Genomic DNA, 17,477 nt, shown 5'->3' with positions numbered 1-17,477 from the left:
GGGAATGCTCATGGACACCAAATTGCTCGATATCCTCGCTTGCCCGGTCTGCAAAGGCCCGCTCAAGCTCAGTGCCGACAAAACCGAGCTGATCAGCAAGGGCGCAGGCCTGGCTTACCCGATTCGCGACGGCATCCCGGTGATGCTCGAAACCGAAGCCCGCACCCTGACCACCGACGAGCGTCTGGATAAATGACCACAGCCTTTACCGTTGTCATTCCATCGCGCTACGCCTCCACTCGCTTGCCGGGCAAGCCGCTGTTGCTGATCGCCGGCAAGCCGATGATCCAGCACGTCTGGGAACAGGCGAGCAAAAGCAGTGCGCAGCGCGTGGTGGTGGCCACTGACGATGCGCGCATCGTCGAGGCCTGCAAAGGGTTTGGCGCTGAAGTGGTGCTGACCCGCGAAGATCACAATTCCGGCACCGACCGCTTGGCTGAAGTCGCCGCGAAACTGGGTCTGGCGCCCGACGCCATTGTGGTCAACGTCCAGGGTGACGAACCGCTGATCCCGCCGAGTGTGATCGACCAGGTGGCTGCCAACCTGGCCGCCCACACCGAAGCGCGCATGGCCACGCTGGCCGAGCCGATCGAAGATGTGGAAACCCTGTTCAATCCCAATGTGGTCAAGGTTGTCAGCGACCTTAATGGCCTGGCACTGACCTTCAGTCGTGCCACGATGCCGTGGGCCCGGGACGCATTCGCCAAAAGCCGTGAGCAATTGCCGGAAGGCGTGCCCTATCGCCGCCACATCGGCATCTATGCTTACCGCGCCGGTTTCCTGCATGACTTTGTCAGCTGGGGACCTTGCTGGCTGGAAAATACTGAATCCCTGGAACAGCTGCGTGCCCTGTGGCATGGCGTGCGGATTCACGTCGCCGACGCGCTGATCGCACCGCCGACCGGCGTCGATACCATCGAAGACCTTGAGCGCGTTCGTCGCCTGCTGGAGGCCTGATGCGGGTTTTGTTTGTCTGCCTGGGCAACATCTGCCGTTCACCCACGGCCGAAGGCGTGTTGCGACACAAACTGCGCGAGGCGGGGCTGGCCGATCAAATCGAAGTCGCCTCCGCGGGTACCGGTGACTGGCACGTCGGCAAGGCGCCGGACAAGCGCAGCCAGGCGGCAGCCAGGCTGCGCGGTTATGACCTGTCCGCCCAGCGCGCACAGCAAGTGTCCCGCGCCGATTTCGCCACCTACGACCTGATTCTGGCGATGGACCACAGCAACCTGCGCAATCTTGAGGCCATGCAACCGGCCAAGGGCAAAGCCGAGCTGGACCTGTTTTTGCGGCGGTACCAGTCGGAAATCGATGAAGTGCCGGATCCGTACTACGACGGCGACCAAGGTTTTGAGCAGGTGCTGGACCTGATCGAGCGCGCCAGTGATTTGCTGGTGATCGAATTGAAGGGGCGGTTATGAGTTTGCAGGTCCAACCCCGGGTTTCGCTCAAGCCGTTCAACACCTTCGGCGTCGACGTTCAGGCCCGGCTGTTTGCCGAGGCTCATAACGATGCCGACGTGCGTGAAGCCCTGGCTTATGCGGTGGAGCATGACGTGCCGTTGCTGGTGATTGGTGGTGGCAGCAACCTGCTGCTAACGGCCGATATCCAGTCGCTGGTGCTGCGCATGGCCACCCGCGGGATTCGCATCCTGAGCGATGATGGCAGCAAGGTCGTTATTGAAGCCGAGGCCGGCGAGCCTTGGCATCCGTTCGTGCAGCACACCCTGGCGCAAGGGTTGTCGGGGCTGGAGAACCTCAGCCTGATTCCCGGCACCGTCGGCGCGGCACCGATGCAGAACATCGGTGCTTATGGCGTGGAGATCAAGGACGTGTTCGCCGGCCTGACCGCGCTGGATCGCCAGACCGGCGACTTGCGGGATTTCACTCTGGAAGAATGTAACTTCGCCTACCGCGACAGCCTGTTCAAACAGGAACCGGGGCGTTGGTTGATCCTGCGGGTTCGTTTCATCCTGGACCGCGCCGCGCACCTGCATCTGGAGTACGGCCCGGTGCGTCAGCGCCTGACCGAGCAAGGTATCGATCACCCGACCGCCACCGATGTCAGCCAGGCGATTTGCAGTATCCGCAACGAAAAGCTCCCGGACCCGGCAGTGCTCGGCAATGCCGGCAGCTTCTTCAAGAATCCGTTGGTGCCAGCGGCGCTCGTCGCGCAACTCAAAGGTGAATACCCGGATCTGGTGGCCTACGCGCAACCCGACGGGCAGATGAAACTGGCGGCGGGGTGGCTGATCGAGCGGGCCGGCTGGAAAGGTTTCCGTGAAGCCGATGCCGGCGTGCATAAATTGCAGGCATTGGTGCTGGTCAACTACGGCAACGCGACGGGCCTGCAATTGCTGAACCTGGCGCAACGCATTCAGAAAGACATTTCAGAACGTTTTCATGTCGATCTGGAAATGGAGCCCAATCGGTATTGAGGCTACGCTTTCAAGACTGATCTCAAAGCCCTGCACACGTTTAACGGTGCAGGGCTTTTTTGTTAATGCTGGGTTAACTTAGCCACCTAACGATGCAAACGTTTGCTCCACCAAAGGCCCGATGCAGACGCTACCGTCCGCATAAGAGAGCCCATTTAGCCTGAGCCGATCTGCGTGATGCCAACCGCCAACCTTTGGCGGCAGATTGCTCGACCCCATAACCGATAACTATGCGGGCGTGCCCATGATTACCCTGAAGCTCAATGGTCAAGACCATCAACTCGACGTCACCGAGGACATGCCGCTGCTCTGGGCAATCCGCGACGTGGCCGGTTACAACGGCACCAAATTCGGCTGCGGCATGGGCCTGTGCGGCGCGTGCACCATTCATATCGACGGCGCCCCGGCGCGCAGTTGCATCACGCCGATCGGTTCGGTGGTCGGGCAGAACGTCACTACAATCGAAAACCTGCACGCCGATCCGGTCGGGCAAGTCGTCCAGCAAGCCTGGCTCGACACTGCCGTGGCCCAGTGCGGATTCTGTCAGGGCGGGCAGATCATGTCCGCCACGGCGCTGCTCAAGACCCACCCGAACCCCAGCGACGAACAGATCGAAGAGGCAATGGTCGGCAATATTTGCCGCTGCGGCACGTACAACCGCATCAAAACCGCCATCCGCCAGGCATCCACTCACCTGAAGGAGGCCAAGGCATGAGTCAGTTACCGAATGATTTCGCGCTGAGCAACTTCAGTCGCCGCGGTTTCCTCAAAGGCGTTGGTGCCACCAGTGCATTGGTTTTAGCGGCGAGCTGGGGCTGGCAAGACGCTTTCGCCGCCGAGAAAGACAAGAAATTCGGCGCCGATGGCATGCCCAACGGCTGGATCGATGATCCCAAGGTGTACGTCAGCATCGCCGCTGACGGCAAGGTGACCGTGGTCTGCAACCGCTCGGAAATGGGCCAGGGTGTGCGCACCAGCCTGACGATGGTGGTGGCCGATGAACTGGAAGCCGACTGGGCGATGATGAAGGTGCAACAGGCGCCGGGCGATGAAGTGCGCTTCGGCAACCAGGACACCGATGGCTCGCGCAGCATGCGCCACTGGTACGAACCAATGCGTCGATGCGGTGCCGCGGCACGGACCATGCTTGAACAAGCCGCTGCCGAACAGTGGAAAGTGCCGGTCGGCGAATGCCATGCGCAACTGCATAAAGTCATCCATAAACCGACCGGCCGTGAATTGGGTTACGGCGCCTTGGCCGCCGCTGCCGGTGCGTTGGCAGTGCCGGCGCGTGACAGCCTGCGACTCAAGCAACCGTCGGAATTCCGCTACATCGGCAAGGAAGGCGCCAAGGCCATCGACGGTGTCGACATCGTCAACGGTCGCGCCATTTACGGTGCAGACGTGCATTTCGACGGCATGCTCTACGCCACCATTGCGCGCCCTGCGGTGTACGGCGGCAAGGTCAAGTCCGTCGACTCCAGCGCCGCGATGAAAGTCCCGGGCGTGATCAAGGTCATTCAGATCGAAAATCGGCCACTGCCGCTGGAGTTTCAACCGCTGGGCGGCGTGGCCGTGGTCGCCAGTAATACCTGGGCGGCGATCAAGGGCCGCGAAGCGCTGAAAATCGAGTGGGACGATGGCCCCAACGCCAGTTACGACTCGATCGCCTACCGCAAGGAAATTGAGGATGCCTCGCTCAAACCCGGCAAAGTGGTGCGCAATACCGGCAATATCGACGAAGCCATGAGCAGTGCCGACAACACGGTCGAGGCCTCCTATTACCTGCCGCATCTCACGCAAGCACCCATGGAGCCGATGGTCGCCATCGCCCGCTTCAAGGACGGTGTGTGCGAAGCCTGGGCCCCAAGCCAGGCCCCCCAAGTCACTCGCGAACGTATTGGCGAGCGCCTCGGCATTCCGTTCGATAACGTCACCTTCAACGTCACCTTGCTGGGCGGCGGTTTCGGGCGTAAATCCAAACCGGACTTCATCATCGAAGCAGCCATCCTCGCCAAGGAGTTCCCCGGCAAGGCCGTGCGGGTGCAATGGACCCGTGAAGACGACATCCACTGCTCCTATTTCCACACGGTATCCGCCGAGTACCTGAAAGCCAGCCTGAACAAGGACGGCCTGCCGTCCGGCTGGTTGCACCGCACCGTGGCGCCGAGCATCACCGCGCTGTTCGCGCCGGGCATGAACCACGAGGCGGCCTTCGAACTGGGCATGGGTTTCACCAACATGGCTTACGCGATTCCCAACGTGCGCCTGGAAAACCCCGAAGCGACGGTGCATACCCGGGTCGGCTGGTATCGCTCGGTGTCGAACATTCCTCACGGTTTTGCGATTCAGAGCTTTGTCGATGAACTGGCGCACAAGGCCGGCCAGGATCCGCTCAAGTACCAGATCAAATTGCTTGGCCCGGACCGGCAGATCGATCCGCGCACCTTGAGTGAAGAGTGGAACTACGGCGAATCCCCCGAGCGTTATCCGATCGACACCGCGCGGATGCGCGCGGTACTGGAAACCGCTGCCAAGGCCGCCGGTTGGGGCCGTGAGTTGCCCAAGGGCCGAGGCCTGGGCCTGGCGGTGCATTACAGCTTCGTGACGTATGTGGCGGCGGTGATCGAGGTCGAAGTCAAAGACGACGGCACGCTGATCGTGCACAAGGCTGACATCGCGGTGGATTGCGGACCGCAGATCAACCCCGAGCGGATTCGCTCGCAGTTCGAAGGCGCCTGTGTCATGGGCCTGGGCAACGCGGTGCTGGGGGAAATCAGCTTCAAGGACGGCAAGGTCCAGCAGGACAACTTCCACATGTACGAAGTGGCGCGCATATCCCTGGCGCCGAAGGAAGTTGCGGTGCATCTGGTCACGCCGCCAGGCAATGTGCCGTTGGGCGGGGTAGGTGAACCCGGCGTGCCGCCGATTGCGCCGGCGCTGTGCAATGCAATCTTTGCCGCCACCGGCAAACGCATCCGCAACCTGCCGGTTCGCTATCAGCTGCAAGGTTGGCAGAAGGCGCAAGCCTGATGGACAGCGTCGATCTGAACGTCCTGCGCAGCGTGCTCGAATGGCGCCGCGCCGGTCAGCGGGTGGTGTTGTACAGCGTGGTCCAGACCTGGGGCACCGCGCCGCGGGCACCTGGCGCCATGCTGGCCTTGCGTGAAGATGGCGTGGTGATTGGTTCGGTGTCCGGTGGTTGTGTCGAAGACGATTTGATCGCGCGGCTGCACGACGGTCGTATTCCCGCCGCTGGGCCGCCGGTGCAGTTGATCACTTACGGCGTCACCCGTGAGGAGGCGGCACGCTTCGGTTTGCCGTGCGGCGGCACCCTGCGCCTGACCGAGGAACGGGTCGGCGATCCGGCCTGGGTCGCCGAGTTGCTGGCGCGCTGCGAGGCGCATGAAATCGTGGCTCGCTCGCTCAGGGTCGAGACGGGTGAAGTCACGCTGCAACCGGCTGACAAGACGGATGTGCTGACGTTCGATGGCAAGACATTGCGGGCCATTTACGGCCCCCGTTGGCGGCTGTTGCTGATCGGTGCTGGGCAGTTGTCCCGGTATGTCGCCGAGATGGCGCGGCTGCTGGATTTCGAAGTGCTGATCTGCGATCCGCGTTCCGAGTTCGTTTATGGCTGGGAAGAGCAGCACGGGCGCTTTGTTTCGGGCATGCCCGATGAAGCGGTGCTCAGCATCCAGACTGACGAGCGCACCGCCATTGTCGCCCTGACCCACGATCCTCGCCTCGATGACATGGCGCTGCTCACTGCTTTGGACTCCAAGGCGTTTTATGTCGGTGCGCTGGGGTCGCGGGTCAACAGCTTGAAGCGCCGGGACAATCTGGCTCAGCTAGGCTTGTCACAAGAGGCTATCGCTCGGTTGCACGGCCCGATCGGTTTGCACATTGGCAGCCACACGCCGGCGGAAATCGCCTTGTCGCTGCTGGCCGAAATCGTCGCGATCAAGAACGGTGTCGAGCTCAAGCAGAAGAAGCTGTTGCAGGAGGTGGTATGAGCGAACCCATCGGCGTCGTTGTGCTGGCAGCAGGGCAGGGCCGTCGGTTTCGACAGGAGGCCGGTGTCGAGCGGGACAAGCTGGTGGCGGATTGCACGGGGCGCGACGGCGCTGTGCATTCGATGATCGAGCAAGTGCTGGTGAATTTGCCGGCGTCCCTTGAGAAGCGCGTCCTGGTGACCACTGTGGATCGGCCGCAGGTGACCCGCATGGCCAAGGCTTATGGTTGCGAAATCGTGCTGATTGAATCGACCGGCATGGGCGACAGCATCGCGGCCGGGGTAGCGGCCTGTCCGCAGCTCGGTGGCTGGCTGATCGTGCTGGGGGATATGCCGTTCATCCTTCCATCGAGTATTGAGCAGGTGGTGGCGGGGATTGCTGATGACGCCGTCAGTGTTCCGGTGCATCAAGACGAGTATGGGCATCCGGTGGGATTTGGGCGCAGCTTTGGTGCCGCGTTGATGGCGTTGTCCGGTGATCGAGGCGCCAAGGCGTTGTTTGCGCAGGCCCGGGTGGTCGAGGTAGCCGTGGACGATCCCGGGGTGTTGTGGGATGTGGATGTGCCAGAGAAGTTGACCTTCAAGTAGCCTTGGAACAGATTCCCTGTGGGAGCGAGCCTGCTCGCGATAGCGTTGGATCAGCGTGCATAAATATCGAATGTTAAACCGCCATCGCGAGCAGGCTCACTCCCACAGAGGGGGATGTTCATGGACATAAAAAAGCCCCGCCTGGATCACCAGGCGGGGCTTTTTATTAGCCGATGGAATCAGACGAGAGGTTTAGGCTCGTGTTCTTTTTCCAGGGCTTGTTCGTGTTGCTCTACCGCTTCCTGAACGGAGCGCGGTGCTTCGTCGATCGCCGATGCGGCAGGTTCAGCAGCAGCGACTTCAGCAGCCGGGGCAGGTGCTGCCTCGACGACTTCAGCGACAACCGGTGCTGGTTCGGCAGCAGCCGGAGCAGCAGCGGCAGCCAGTTCGGCTTCCTTCTGCAGACGCTCCTCTTCACGCTTGCGGCGACGCACTTCACGTGGGTCGTTCGGCGCACGGCCACTTGGCGTCAGGGCGCTGACAGGGGCGGCGTCGACTTGCGGTGCGGCCACTTCGGCAACAACCGGTGCTTCAACCACTGGAGCAGGCTCTGCAGCAGCAACCACTGGCTCGGACACCATGGCTTCGGCTTCCGGCGCTTCGGCGACAGGTGGCTCGGCAACCCAGTTGAACGCCGTTTGCTCTTCGCGAACTTCACGGACAGCTTCGGTTACTGTTTCGCTGGCTGTTTCGGCAACCGGTTCTGCGCTAACCACTGGCTCAGCGGCAGCTTCAACGACAGGCTGTGCTTCACGAACCGGAGCCACTTCGATTTCCGGAGCAGCGGTGGCTTCGACCGGAGTCGTTGCTTCAACCACTGGCGCTTCCACTGGAGCAGTTTCCAGGGTGGCGGCAGTCGCGCGTTCGGCTTGCTCGTTAGCCTGTGCTTCGGCTGGAGCGCTGATCACGGTGCTGGCAACAGCTGCGGTAACAGCCAGGCCGGCGGCCAGATCGGCAGCGCTTGGGGCTTCGCTGGTTTCAGCCGCTTCGTTACCTTCGGCGGACTCGGATTCTTCCGAACCTTCGATCACATTACCGTTGGCATCGCGCTGACGCTCACGACGGTTGCTGCGACGACGCTGGCCACGGGAGCGGCGGCGTGGACGATCGCCTTCGGCGCCATCCTGACCGTCTTCCTGCGGTTGCTCTTCGTTGGTAACCAGTTCTTCTTCAGCTACTGCGGCGGCTTGCTCGGCACGTGGCTGACGTTCTTCACGCGGTGGGCGTGGAGCACGTTCTTCACGTGGCTGGCGGGCTGGACGCTCTTCAGCGGTAACAGCGGCGGCCGGAGCGGCATCCAGAGGCTCGCGCAGTTCACGGACCGGACGCTCTTCACGATCGCCACGTGGCTTGCGATCTTCGCGAGGAGCGCGCGGTGCACGTTCTTCACGCGGGGCGCGTGGTGCGCGCTCTTCACGTGGAGCGCGTTCTTCGCGGGCGACTGCTACTGCTGGCGTTTCTTCGCGGGCTTCGCGGGGCTCACGCGGTGCGCGTTCTTCACGCGGTGCACGTTCCTCGCGAGGCTTGCGTTCTTCATCGCGGCGACCATTACGGTTGCGGCTCTGCTGACGGCCGTTGCGACGCTCTTCGTTGCGGGCCGGACGCTCGGTGGTCGCCGGTTTTTCAACCACCACCGGAGCAGCAGGCTCTTCCTTGGTCGCGAACAGGCTGACCAGCGACTTCACCAGGCCTTTGAACAGGCTTGGCTCTGGCGCGGCGGCCGGTGCGGCAACAGGTGGGGCAGCGACGACTTCGGTCGGAACCGGAGCGTTGGCGCGAGCCGGAGCCGTCTTGACCGCGGCTTCCTGGCGAACCAGGGTGCGGGTCGCAGCGGCTGGCTGGACTTCTTCGACTTCGGCAGCGGCAGCAGCGATTTCGTAGCTGGACTGGCCGACCGCGGCTTCCGGGCTGTCATCGCGCAAACGCTGCACTTCGAAGTGCGGCGTTTCGAGGTGATCGTTCGGCAGAATGACGATGCGGGCGCGGGTGCGCAGTTCGATCTTGGTGATCGAGTTGCGTTTCTCGTTGAGCAGGAACGCGGCGACCGGGATCGGCACCTGGGCGCGAACTTCGGCGGTGCGGTCTTTCAGGGCTTCTTCTTCGATCAGGCGCAGGATCGCCAGCGAAAGCGATTCAACATCACGGATGATGCCGGTGCCGTTGCAACGCGGGCAAACGATGCCGCTGCTTTCGCCCAGGGATGGACGCAGGCGCTGACGGGACATTTCCAGCAGGCCGAAGCGCGAGATGCGACCGACTTGCACGCGAGCGCGGTCGGCTTCCAGGCATTCGCGGACTTTCTCTTCCACGGCGCGCTGGTTCTTGGCAGGGGTCATGTCGATGAAGTCGATGACGATCAGGCCGCCGATGTCGCGCAAGCGCAACTGACGGGCGATTTCTTCGGCGGCTTCAAGGTTGGTCTGCAGAGCGGTTTCTTCGATGTCGCTGCCTTTGGTGGCGCGCGCCGAGTTGATGTCGATGGACACCAGGGCTTCGGTCGGATCGATAACGATGGAGCCACCGGAAGGCAGTTCAACGACGCGCTGGAAAGCGGTCTCGATCTGGCTTTCGATCTGGAAACGGTTGAACAGCGGAACGCTGTCTTCGTACAGCTTGATCTTGCTGGCGTACTGCGGCATCACCTGGCGAATGAAGGTCAGGGCTTCGTCCTGTGCTTCAACGCTGTCGATCAGCACTTCGCCGATGTCCTGGCGCAGGTAATCGCGGATGGCGCGGATGATCACGTTGCTTTCCTGGTAGATCAGGAACGGCGCGGAGCGATCCAGCGAGGCTTCTTTGATGGCGGTCCACAGTTGCAGCAGGTAGTCGAGGTCCCACTGCATTTCTTCGCTGCTGCGGCCAAGGCCGGCAGTGCGAACGATCAGGCCCATGTCGGCTGGGGCAACCAGGCCGTTCAGGGCTTCACGCAGTTCGTTGCGCTCTTCACCTTCGATGCGACGGGAAATACCGCCGGCACGCGGGTTGTTCGGCATCAGAACCAGGTAACGACCGGCCAGGCTGATGAAAGTGGTCAGGGCTGCGCCCTTGTTGCCACGTTCTTCTTTTTCGACCTGAACGATGACTTCCTGGCCTTCGCTCAGGACGTCCTTGATGTTGACGCGGCCTTCGGGGGCTTTCTTGAAGTATTCGCGGGAGATTTCTTTGAGGGGCAGGAAGCCGTGGCGCTCAGAGCCGAAATCGACAAAGGCAGCCTCCAGGCTTGGTTCGATGCGAGTAATCCGGCCTTTATAGATGTTGGCCTTTTTCTGCTCGCGTGCACCGGATTCGATGTCCAGGTCGTAGAGGCGTTGGCCATCTACCAGTGCAACGCGCAACTCTTCGGGTTGAGTTGCGTTAATCAGCATTCTTTTCATGTAGTACCGTCGGTTTCCGGGCTGCCGGAAACGGCGTTCGGCACACACGACTTCTCATGGTCGGTGTCAGGTGCGTCAGGAGTGGTTGGACACTCCAGTGTCTAGCGAACCCCGACCAATTGGGCCGGCGTCGCGACGTACGCGTCCTGCTTGCTGTGGCTACTTAAGCACTCAGTCAGGAGGAGGAATCAACCAGCGGCTGTGGACGAGATGAAGCGTCTTGATAAAGCCTATTGCTACACAGTCCAGCGGTTGTGCATCTCCACCCTACACGTATCCCTGATAATTCGGGTGCTGCCGCGCGCAGAATCCGCAGCGGGTTGGCATTTACCGTGAGCTCCGAAAGGGGAGGTCACGCATCATGGCTAATTTAGGCGTTGTTTCCGCAGCGTTCGCTCGGGTTTGTTCGTAGCTGACTGCACTTTGTGAACTGGCCATGAATATTTGCTCGCAAGGCGAGTGAAAACTCTGCTTTGCGGCATGCTTCAGGCCTCATGTCACCTGCGCTCGTTACAACTGCAAACTCTACCGTTTCGTAGCGAAAGCCTCGTAGGACGGCCTCTCGTCCTCGTGAATTGCGTTGGTCAGGGCCGGTTTTTGACCGTTAGTCCGCTGTCCAGGCCACTTTTGGCGGCGTTCGCGACTATAGCAGCAATGATTAAGTGCTTCAATTCCATAAAAAATTGTTATCATCCGCGCCATGACGACTACAGCCCCTTCGACCCCAGCCGTACAACTGCTGGAGGTCTCGCCGGAATATGCCGGCCAACGAATTGACAACTTCCTTCTCGCTCGGCTCAAAGGCGTGCCCAAGACCTTGATTTACCGCATTTTGCGCAAAGGCGAAGTGCGAGTGAACAAAGGTCGGATCAAGCCCGAATACAAGCTGCAGGCGGGCGATATCGTGCGCGTGCCGCCGGTTCGCGTGCCTGAGCGCGACGAACCGGTACCGCTGGCACAAGGCCTGCTACAGCGCCTCGAAGCCTCGATTGTGTTCGAGGACAAGGCGTTGATCGTGATCAACAAGCCTTGCGGCATTGCGGTCCACGGTGGCAGCGGACTGACTTACGGGGTGATCGAAGCCTTTCGTCAGTTGCGTCCCGATTGCAAGGAGCTCGAATTGGTTCACCGTCTCGACCGTGACACCTCCGGCCTGCTGATGATCGCCAAGAAGCGCAGCATGCTGCGTCACTTGCACACGGCATTGCGTGGCGATGGCGTCGACAAGCGCTACATGGCGCTGGTTCGCGGCAACTGGGCGGCCTCGATCAAGCAAGTCCGGGCGTCGCTGGGCAAGAGCAATCTGCGCTCCGGCGAGCGTATGGTCGAAGTTGACGAGGAGGAGGGCAAAGAGTCCGTGACCGTGTTCAAGGTCCTGCGTCGTTTTGGCGACTTCGCTACCCTGATCGAAGCCAGGCCGATCACTGGCCGGACTCACCAGATCCGCGTTCACACCTTGCACGCCGGGCATTGCATTGCCGGTGACACCAAGTACGGCGATGAAGGCTTCAGCAAAGAGATTCGTGACCTGGGCGGCAAGCGCCTGTTCCTGCACGCCTACCTGCTGACTGTGCCGCTGCCGGATGGCGGTGAGCTGAAGTTGCAGGCGCCAGTCGACGAGATGTGGGCCAAAACTGTGGAGCGCCTGAGTGCACCCATCTGACTGCAAGCTGCTGATTTTCGATTGGGACGGCACGCTCGCCGACTCCATTGGTCGAATTGTCGAGTCGATGCATGTCGCATCCGAGCGCTCCGGTTTTCAGTTGCGCGATGATTTTGCTGTCAAGGGGATCATCGGTCTGGGCTTGCCGGAGGCGATTCGTACGTTGTATCCGGAAATCGGCGACGACGAATTGGTGGCCTTCCGTCAGCACTATGCTGATCACTACATTGCCTCGGAAGCCGTGCCTTCGCCGTTGTTCGAAGGGGTGGTCGAGTCGATGGAGGCGTTCCGTGCAGAGGGTTATCACTTAGCGGTCGCGACCGGCAAGGCTCGTCGCGGGCTGGATCGGGTGTTGAAGTCTCACGGTTGGGAAGATTATTTCGACATTACCCGCGCGGCCGACGAAACCGCCAGCAAGCCCCATCCGCTGATGCTCGAGCAGATCCTCGCTCACTGTGAGGTTCGCCCGGAGCAGGCGTTGATGGTGGGGGACTCGTCCTTTGACTTGCAGATGGCGCGCAATGCGGGCATGGATTCGGTGGCCGTCAGCTACGGCGCGCAATCGATCGAAGCGTTGAAATTATTCGGGCCGACACTGGCCATTGATCGTTTTTCAGAATTGCATGCCTGGCTGAGTCAGCGGGTTTAACAGGTTTTTGCTGGGGTAAATGTCATGACCGACGAATGGAAAGCGCCCGCCAAGGCAAGCGTAGAGAGCGGTGACGAGAAAAGCTGGAAGCTGCTGGAAAAGACCATGCTGGCCAGCGTGCAGGAGCAGCGCCGGTCCCGTCGCTGGGGGATTTTCTTCAAGCTGCTGACTTTTGTGTACCTGTTTGGCGCGTTGGTCCTGTTCACGCCCCTGATGGACATGGAGAAAGCCGCCACCCTCAGTGGCAACTACACCGCGCTGATCGACGTGACCGGCATGATCGCCGACAAGGAGCCTGCCAGCGCTGACAACATCGTCGGCAGCCTGCGTGCAGCGTTCGAAGACAAGAAGGTCAAGGGTGTCATCCTGCGAATCAACAGTCCGGGTGGCAGTCCGGTGCAGTCAGGCTACGTCTATGACGAAATCCGTCGTTTGCGCGGCCTGCATCCGGACACCAAGCTTTACGCGGTGATCTCGGATTTGGGTGCTTCCGGTGCTTACTACATCGCCAGTGCGGCGGATCAGATCTATGCCGACAAGGCGAGCCTGGTGGGTTCCATTGGTGTGACCGCAGCCGGTTATGGCTTTGTCGGGACCATGGAGAAGCTGGGTGTCGAGCGTCGTACTTACACCTCGGGCGAGCACAAATCGTTCCTTGATCCGTTCCAGCCGCAGAAGCCTGAAGAAACCCGGTTCTGGCAGGGTGTGCTCGATACCACTCATCAGCAGTTCATCAGCAGCGTCAAGAAAGGTCGTGGCGACCGTCTCAAGGACAAGGAACATCCAGAGTTGTTCTCCGGGTTGGTCTGGTCGGGCGAGCAAGCGCTGCCGCTGGGTCTGATCGATGGTTTGGGGAATGCCAGTTCGGTGGCACGTGACGTGATCGGCGAGAAAGAGCTGGTGGATTTCACCGTTCAGGAATCGCCGTTCGACCGCTTCTCGAAAAAACTCGGTGCCAGTGTGGCTGAGCATCTGGCGATGTGGATGGGCTTCCAGGGGCCTTCGTTGCGCTGATCGCCTTCGGCATAAAAAACCGGCCCAAGTGGCCGGTTTTTTAATGTCTGCACGATCCCTGTAGCAGCTGGCGAAGCCTGCGTTCGAGTGCGCAGCGCTCGCCAAACCATGCGCCGCAACCTTTCAGATAGACCGTGCAATCCGGATTTGCGAGCGCTGCGCACCCGAACGCAGGCTTCGCCAGCTGCTACACAATTGCGGTGTTCAGTAGGTTGCGCGCACGCAGGCTTCGTCAGCTACAGGGTGGTCAGGGGATTTGCACACCTTCGGCCAGCAACATGTCCACCAGGCGAATCAAGGGCAGGCCGACCAGGCTGGTAGCGTCAGGGCCTTCGGTGCTTTGAAACAGGCTCACCCCCAAACCTTCGGCTTTGAAGCTGCCAGCGCAGTCGTAGGGCTGTTCGGCGCGCAGGTAGCGTTCGATGCGCGCCTGATCGAGCGAGCGCATGTGTACGGTGAACGGCACGCAGTCGACCTGGCATTCACCCGTCTGGCTGTTGAGCAGGGCCAGGCCGGTAAGGAAGGTCACGCTGGCACCGCTAGACGCCAGCAATTGTTCGCGGGCCTTTTCGAGGGTGTGCGGTTTGCCGATAATCCGCTCGCCGAGCACCGCAACCTGGTCGGAGCCGATAATCAGGTGGGCGGGGTGACTGCTGGCCAGCGCGCGTGCTTTTTCCTCTGCAAGACGCTTTACCAGCTCGACGGCAGACTCACCCGATCGGTGGCTTTCGTCGATATCCGGCGAGCTGCAGGTGAACGGCAGCTGCAGGCGGGCCAGCAATTCCCGGCGATAAACCGAGCTTGAAGCGAGTAATAAAGGCAGCATGCGCATCTCCAAAAGGCAGGCGCGAATTCTAACGGAGGCTTGCAAGTGACGGACAGGGCTGAATTTCCTTTGACATGGCTGGGGGCATCCCTATAATGCTGCGCCTATGTTGAATGACCCGATTCCACCTCACGTTGACCCGCGCAAATTGGCTGATCGTGGCACCACCCTTCAAGGTGAACTGCTGCTGGCCGATTTGGAGAGACTCTGCGACCCGCTTTCCGACACTGTCGGTACGGTGCAGGCTAAATTCGTTTTTGAACGAGATGAACGTAAGTCTGTGGTAATCCACAGTTTTATCGACACCGAAGTCAAAATGGTTTGCCAGCGTTGTCTTGAGCTGGTCACCCTGCCGATCCATAGCGAATGCAGTTATGCTGTGGTGAAGGAGGGTGCGAATACCCAGTCGTTGCCGAAAGGTTATGACGTGCTGGAACTGGGCGAAGATCCATTGGATCTGCAGTCACTGATCGAGGAGGAGCTTTTGCTCGCCTTGCCCATTGTGCCTGCTCATCATCCGGAAGAATGCCAGCAGCCGGCGGGTCTCGATGAGCCCGAACCGAGCGAGGACGAGGTAACGCGGTCCAACCCGTTCAGTGTATTGGCGCAGTTAAAGCGTGACCCAAACGTTTAGGAGTTAATCAATTATGGCTGTTCAGCAGAACAAAAAATCCCGCTCTGCCCGTGACATGCGTCGTTCGCACGACGCCCTGACGGCAAGCACTCTGTCTGTAGAAAAAACCACCGGTGAAATTCACCTGCGTCACCACGTATCGCCAGAAGGCGTATACCGTGGCCGTAAAGTGATCGACAAGGGCGCTGACGAGTAATCACTTGTCTGCTCAAGTCATCGCGATTGACGCAATGGGCGGGGACTTCGGTCCCCGCAGCATTGTTCAGGCCAGCCTTGCTTGCCTGTCTGCTACGCCCTCGCTGCACCTGACCCTCGTCGGTCAACCCTCCCTTCTTGAAGAATTGCTCTCTGGCCAATCGGCTGTGGATCGCTCGCGCCTGTCGATCGTGCCGGCGTCCGAAGTCATCACCATGGACGAAAAGCCTGCCCAGGCCCTGCGCGGCAAGCCCGACTCGTCGATGCGCGTGGCGCTGGAATTACTGCGAGACGGCAAGGTGCAGGCCTGTGTCAGCGCCGGCAATACCGGTGCGCTGATGGCGTTGTCGCGGTTTGTGCTCAAGACCTTGCCGGGCATTGATCGGCCGGCAATGGTGGCGGCGATTCCGACGCAGAAGGGTTATTGCCAGTTGCTCGACCTGGGTGCCAATGTCGATTGCAGTGCCGAGCATCTATTGCAGTTCGCTGTGATGGGGTCGGTGGCGGCGGAAACCCTGGGCATTGTTCGTCCGCGAGTGGCGCTGTTGAACATTGGTACTGAAGACATCAAGGGTAATCAGCAGGTCAAGCTGGCTGCAACATTGTTGCAAAGTGCTCGTGGTATCAACTACATCGGTTTTGTCGAGGGTGACGGTGTGTACCGTGGCGAGGCGGATGTGGTGGTGTGTGACGGTTTTGTCGGCAATATCCTGCTCAAGTCCAGCGAAGGCCTGGCGACCATGATTGCCGCGCGCATCGAAGCCTTGTTCAAGAAAAATCTTGCGTCGAAAGTGGTCGGTGCTCTGGCTTTGCCGCTGATGAAACGCTTGCAAGCTGATCTGGCGCCTGCGCGGCATAACGGCGCAAGTTTCCTCGGATTGCAGGGGATTGTGGTGAAAAGCCATGGTTCGGCGGGGGTTCAGGGCTTCCAGAGTGCGATTCAGCGTGCCTTGATCGAGATTCAGGAAAACCTGCCGGAACGCATTCACGGTCGTCTTGAGGATTTGTTGCTTTAGGCGTTTTCGTCGGACAATGCTTAAATGTGACCGCTCAGTTCAATTTGCCATCCAACTGTCAGTTTCTTGCGTCCCTCCTGCGGGACGTCAATTATCCGACGACAAGATCATTAGGGGCTTGTTACATGTCTGCTTCCCTCGCATTCGTCTTTCCGGGACAGGGTTCGCAGTCCCTCGGCATGCTGGCCGAGTTGGGCGCACAACATCCGGTTGTCCTCGAAACATTCAAAGAAGCTTCCGATGCTCTGGGTTACGACCTGTGGGTACTGACCCAGCAAGGGCCGGAAGAGCAACTCAATCAAACCGATAAAACCCAGCCGGCCATTCTGACCGCCTCGATTGCCTTGTGGCGTCTGTGGCTGGCTGAAGGCGGTGCGCGTCCGGCTTATGTTGCCGGGCACAGTCTGGGCGAATACAGTGCTCTGGTCGCTGCGGGCAGCCTGAGCCTGGGCGACGCGGTCAAGCTGGTTGAACGCCGTGGTCAGTTGATGCAGGAAGCCGTTCCGGCCGGGCAAGGTGGCATGGCCGCCATTCTCGGTCTGGACGATGCGGATGTGCTGGCAGCCTGTGCCGAAGCGGCGCAAGGCGAAGTGGTGAGTGCGGTCAACTTCAACTCGCCAGGCCAGGTAGTCATCGCCGGTGCCAAGGCTGCGGTCGAGCGCGCCATCGAAGGCTGCAAGGCTCGTGGTGCCAAGCGCGCCATGCCGTTGCCGGTCAGCGTGCCGTCTCATTGCGAGTTGATGCGTCCGGCGGCCGAGCGTTTTGCCGAGTCGATCGCAGCGATCGATTGGCAGGCGCCGCAGATTCCGCTGGTTCAGAACGTCAGCGCCAGTGTGCCGGCCGATCTGGAAACCCTCAAGCGCGATCTGCTCGAGCAGCTCTACAAGCCTGTACGCTGGGTCGAATCGGTTCAGGCGCTGGCCGCCAAAGGTGCTACCCAGTTGGTCGAGTGCGGCCCGGGCAAAGTGCTGGCTGGCCTGAACAAGCGTTGCGCCGAAGGCGTGTCGACATCCAACCTCAATACCCCCGACGCCTTCGCTGCCGCTCGCGCAGCGTTGGCCTGAAT

General features: G+C 60.6%; 17 protein-coding genes. 15 read left to right on the top strand and 2 right to left on the bottom strand.

Features of this window, described 5'->3' with window-relative positions:
* Window positions 1-10 precede the first annotated feature (10 nt).
* The 8 genes from AC3WP4_RS10790 (at window position 11) to AC3WP4_RS10755 (ending at window position 7,040) form a co-directional block, all read left to right on the top strand.
* Complete coding sequence (locus tag AC3WP4_RS10790; RefSeq protein WP_007945752.1) at window positions 11-196, top strand: Trm112 family protein; 186 nt, start codon at window positions 11-13, stop codon at window positions 194-196.
* On the top strand, window positions 193-957 hold the full coding sequence (gene kdsB, locus AC3WP4_RS10785) for a 3-deoxy-manno-octulosonate cytidylyltransferase (protein ID WP_102614839.1): 765 nt from the start codon (window positions 193-195) through the stop codon (window positions 955-957). The genes AC3WP4_RS10790 and kdsB overlap by 4 nt, the downstream gene beginning before the upstream one ends.
* Window positions 957-1,421 carry a low molecular weight protein-tyrosine-phosphatase gene (locus AC3WP4_RS10780; protein ID WP_074879007.1) on the top strand — a complete coding sequence of 155 codons (465 nt, stop codon included), beginning with the start codon at window positions 957-959 and terminating at the stop codon, window positions 1,419-1,421. Before kdsB ends, AC3WP4_RS10780 begins: the two co-directional genes overlap by 1 nt.
* Window positions 1,418-2,437, top strand: coding sequence for a UDP-N-acetylmuramate dehydrogenase (gene murB, locus AC3WP4_RS10775; RefSeq protein WP_102614838.1), 1,020 nt, complete (start codon window positions 1,418-1,420; stop codon window positions 2,435-2,437). The genes AC3WP4_RS10780 and murB overlap by 4 nt, the downstream gene beginning before the upstream one ends.
* A 244-nt stretch (window positions 2,438-2,681) precedes the next feature.
* Window positions 2,682-3,152 carry a (2Fe-2S)-binding protein gene (locus tag AC3WP4_RS10770; protein WP_074879003.1) on the top strand — a complete coding sequence of 157 codons (471 nt, stop codon included), beginning with the start codon at window positions 2,682-2,684 and terminating at the stop codon, window positions 3,150-3,152.
* Window positions 3,149-5,470, top strand: a complete 2,322-nt coding sequence (locus tag AC3WP4_RS10765; protein ID WP_102614837.1) for a xanthine dehydrogenase family protein molybdopterin-binding subunit — start codon at window positions 3,149-3,151, stop codon at window positions 5,468-5,470. The genes AC3WP4_RS10770 and AC3WP4_RS10765 overlap by 4 nt, the downstream gene beginning before the upstream one ends.
* Window positions 5,470-6,453 carry an XdhC family protein gene (locus tag AC3WP4_RS10760; protein ID WP_102614836.1) on the top strand — a complete coding sequence of 328 codons (984 nt, stop codon included), beginning with the start codon at window positions 5,470-5,472 and terminating at the stop codon, window positions 6,451-6,453. The genes AC3WP4_RS10765 and AC3WP4_RS10760 overlap by 1 nt, the downstream gene beginning before the upstream one ends.
* Window positions 6,450-7,040 (top strand): nucleotidyltransferase family protein, encoded by a 591-nt coding sequence (locus AC3WP4_RS10755; RefSeq protein WP_102614835.1) that lies wholly within the window; start codon window positions 6,450-6,452, stop codon window positions 7,038-7,040. Before AC3WP4_RS10760 ends, AC3WP4_RS10755 begins: the two co-directional genes overlap by 4 nt.
* Before the next feature lie 179 nt (window positions 7,041-7,219).
* Here the strand turns inward: AC3WP4_RS10755 and rne are convergent, their stop codons facing one another.
* Complete coding sequence (gene rne / locus AC3WP4_RS10750; protein WP_102614834.1) at window positions 7,220-10,414, bottom strand: ribonuclease E; 3,195 nt, start codon at window positions 10,412-10,414, stop codon at window positions 7,220-7,222.
* A 700-nt stretch (window positions 10,415-11,114) separates the two neighbouring features.
* Here rne and rluC point away from each other — a divergent pair.
* Genes rluC through AC3WP4_RS10735 form a run of 3 tightly spaced genes read left to right on the top strand, consistent with a single transcriptional unit; the run spans window position 11,115 to window position 13,740 of the window.
* Window positions 11,115-12,077, top strand: coding sequence for a 23S rRNA pseudouridine(955/2504/2580) synthase RluC (gene rluC, locus AC3WP4_RS10745; RefSeq protein WP_074878993.1), 963 nt, complete (start codon window positions 11,115-11,117; stop codon window positions 12,075-12,077).
* Window positions 12,064-12,726: an HAD-IA family hydrolase gene (locus AC3WP4_RS10740; protein WP_102614833.1), complete on the top strand. Its 663-nt coding sequence runs from the start codon at window positions 12,064-12,066 to the stop codon at window positions 12,724-12,726. The genes rluC and AC3WP4_RS10740 overlap by 14 nt, the downstream gene beginning before the upstream one ends.
* Before the next feature lie 24 nt (window positions 12,727-12,750).
* The gene (locus AC3WP4_RS10735) at window positions 12,751-13,740 is read left to right on the top strand and encodes a S49 family peptidase (protein WP_074878989.1); all 990 of its coding nucleotides are present in this window, start codon (window positions 12,751-12,753) and stop codon (window positions 13,738-13,740) included.
* 247 nt (window positions 13,741-13,987) lie between these two features.
* Here the strand turns inward: AC3WP4_RS10735 and AC3WP4_RS10730 are convergent, their stop codons facing one another.
* Complete coding sequence (locus tag AC3WP4_RS10730) at window positions 13,988-14,566, bottom strand: Maf family protein (protein ID WP_102614832.1); 579 nt, start codon at window positions 14,564-14,566, stop codon at window positions 13,988-13,990.
* Window positions 14,567-14,672: 106 nt separating this feature from the next.
* Between AC3WP4_RS10730 and AC3WP4_RS10725 the strand changes: the two genes are divergently transcribed.
* The 4 genes from AC3WP4_RS10725 to fabD all read left to right on the top strand — a co-directional run bounded on the left by AC3WP4_RS10725 (window position 14,673) and on the right by fabD (window position 17,475).
* Window positions 14,673-15,200, top strand: coding sequence for a YceD family protein (locus AC3WP4_RS10725; RefSeq protein ID WP_004371317.1), 528 nt, complete (start codon window positions 14,673-14,675; stop codon window positions 15,198-15,200).
* Window positions 15,201-15,213: 13 nt separating this feature from the next.
* Window positions 15,214-15,396: a 50S ribosomal protein L32 gene (rpmF, locus tag AC3WP4_RS10720; protein WP_008152339.1), complete on the top strand. Its 183-nt coding sequence runs from the start codon at window positions 15,214-15,216 to the stop codon at window positions 15,394-15,396.
* Between the two features lie 4 nt (window positions 15,397-15,400).
* Window positions 15,401-16,411 (top strand): phosphate acyltransferase PlsX, encoded by a 1,011-nt coding sequence (gene plsX, locus AC3WP4_RS10715; RefSeq protein ID WP_074878985.1) that lies wholly within the window; start codon window positions 15,401-15,403, stop codon window positions 16,409-16,411.
* Between the two features lie 125 nt (window positions 16,412-16,536).
* Window positions 16,537-17,475, top strand: coding sequence for an ACP S-malonyltransferase (gene fabD / locus AC3WP4_RS10710; RefSeq protein WP_074878982.1), 939 nt, complete (start codon window positions 16,537-16,539; stop codon window positions 17,473-17,475).
* Window positions 17,476-17,477: the final 2 nt, after the last annotated feature.

This window comes from Pseudomonas sp. FW305-20 (assembly GCF_058788075.1).
The sequence above is the reverse complement of the archived record's forward strand: the minus strand, read 5'-3'. Positions and strand labels throughout refer to the sequence as shown.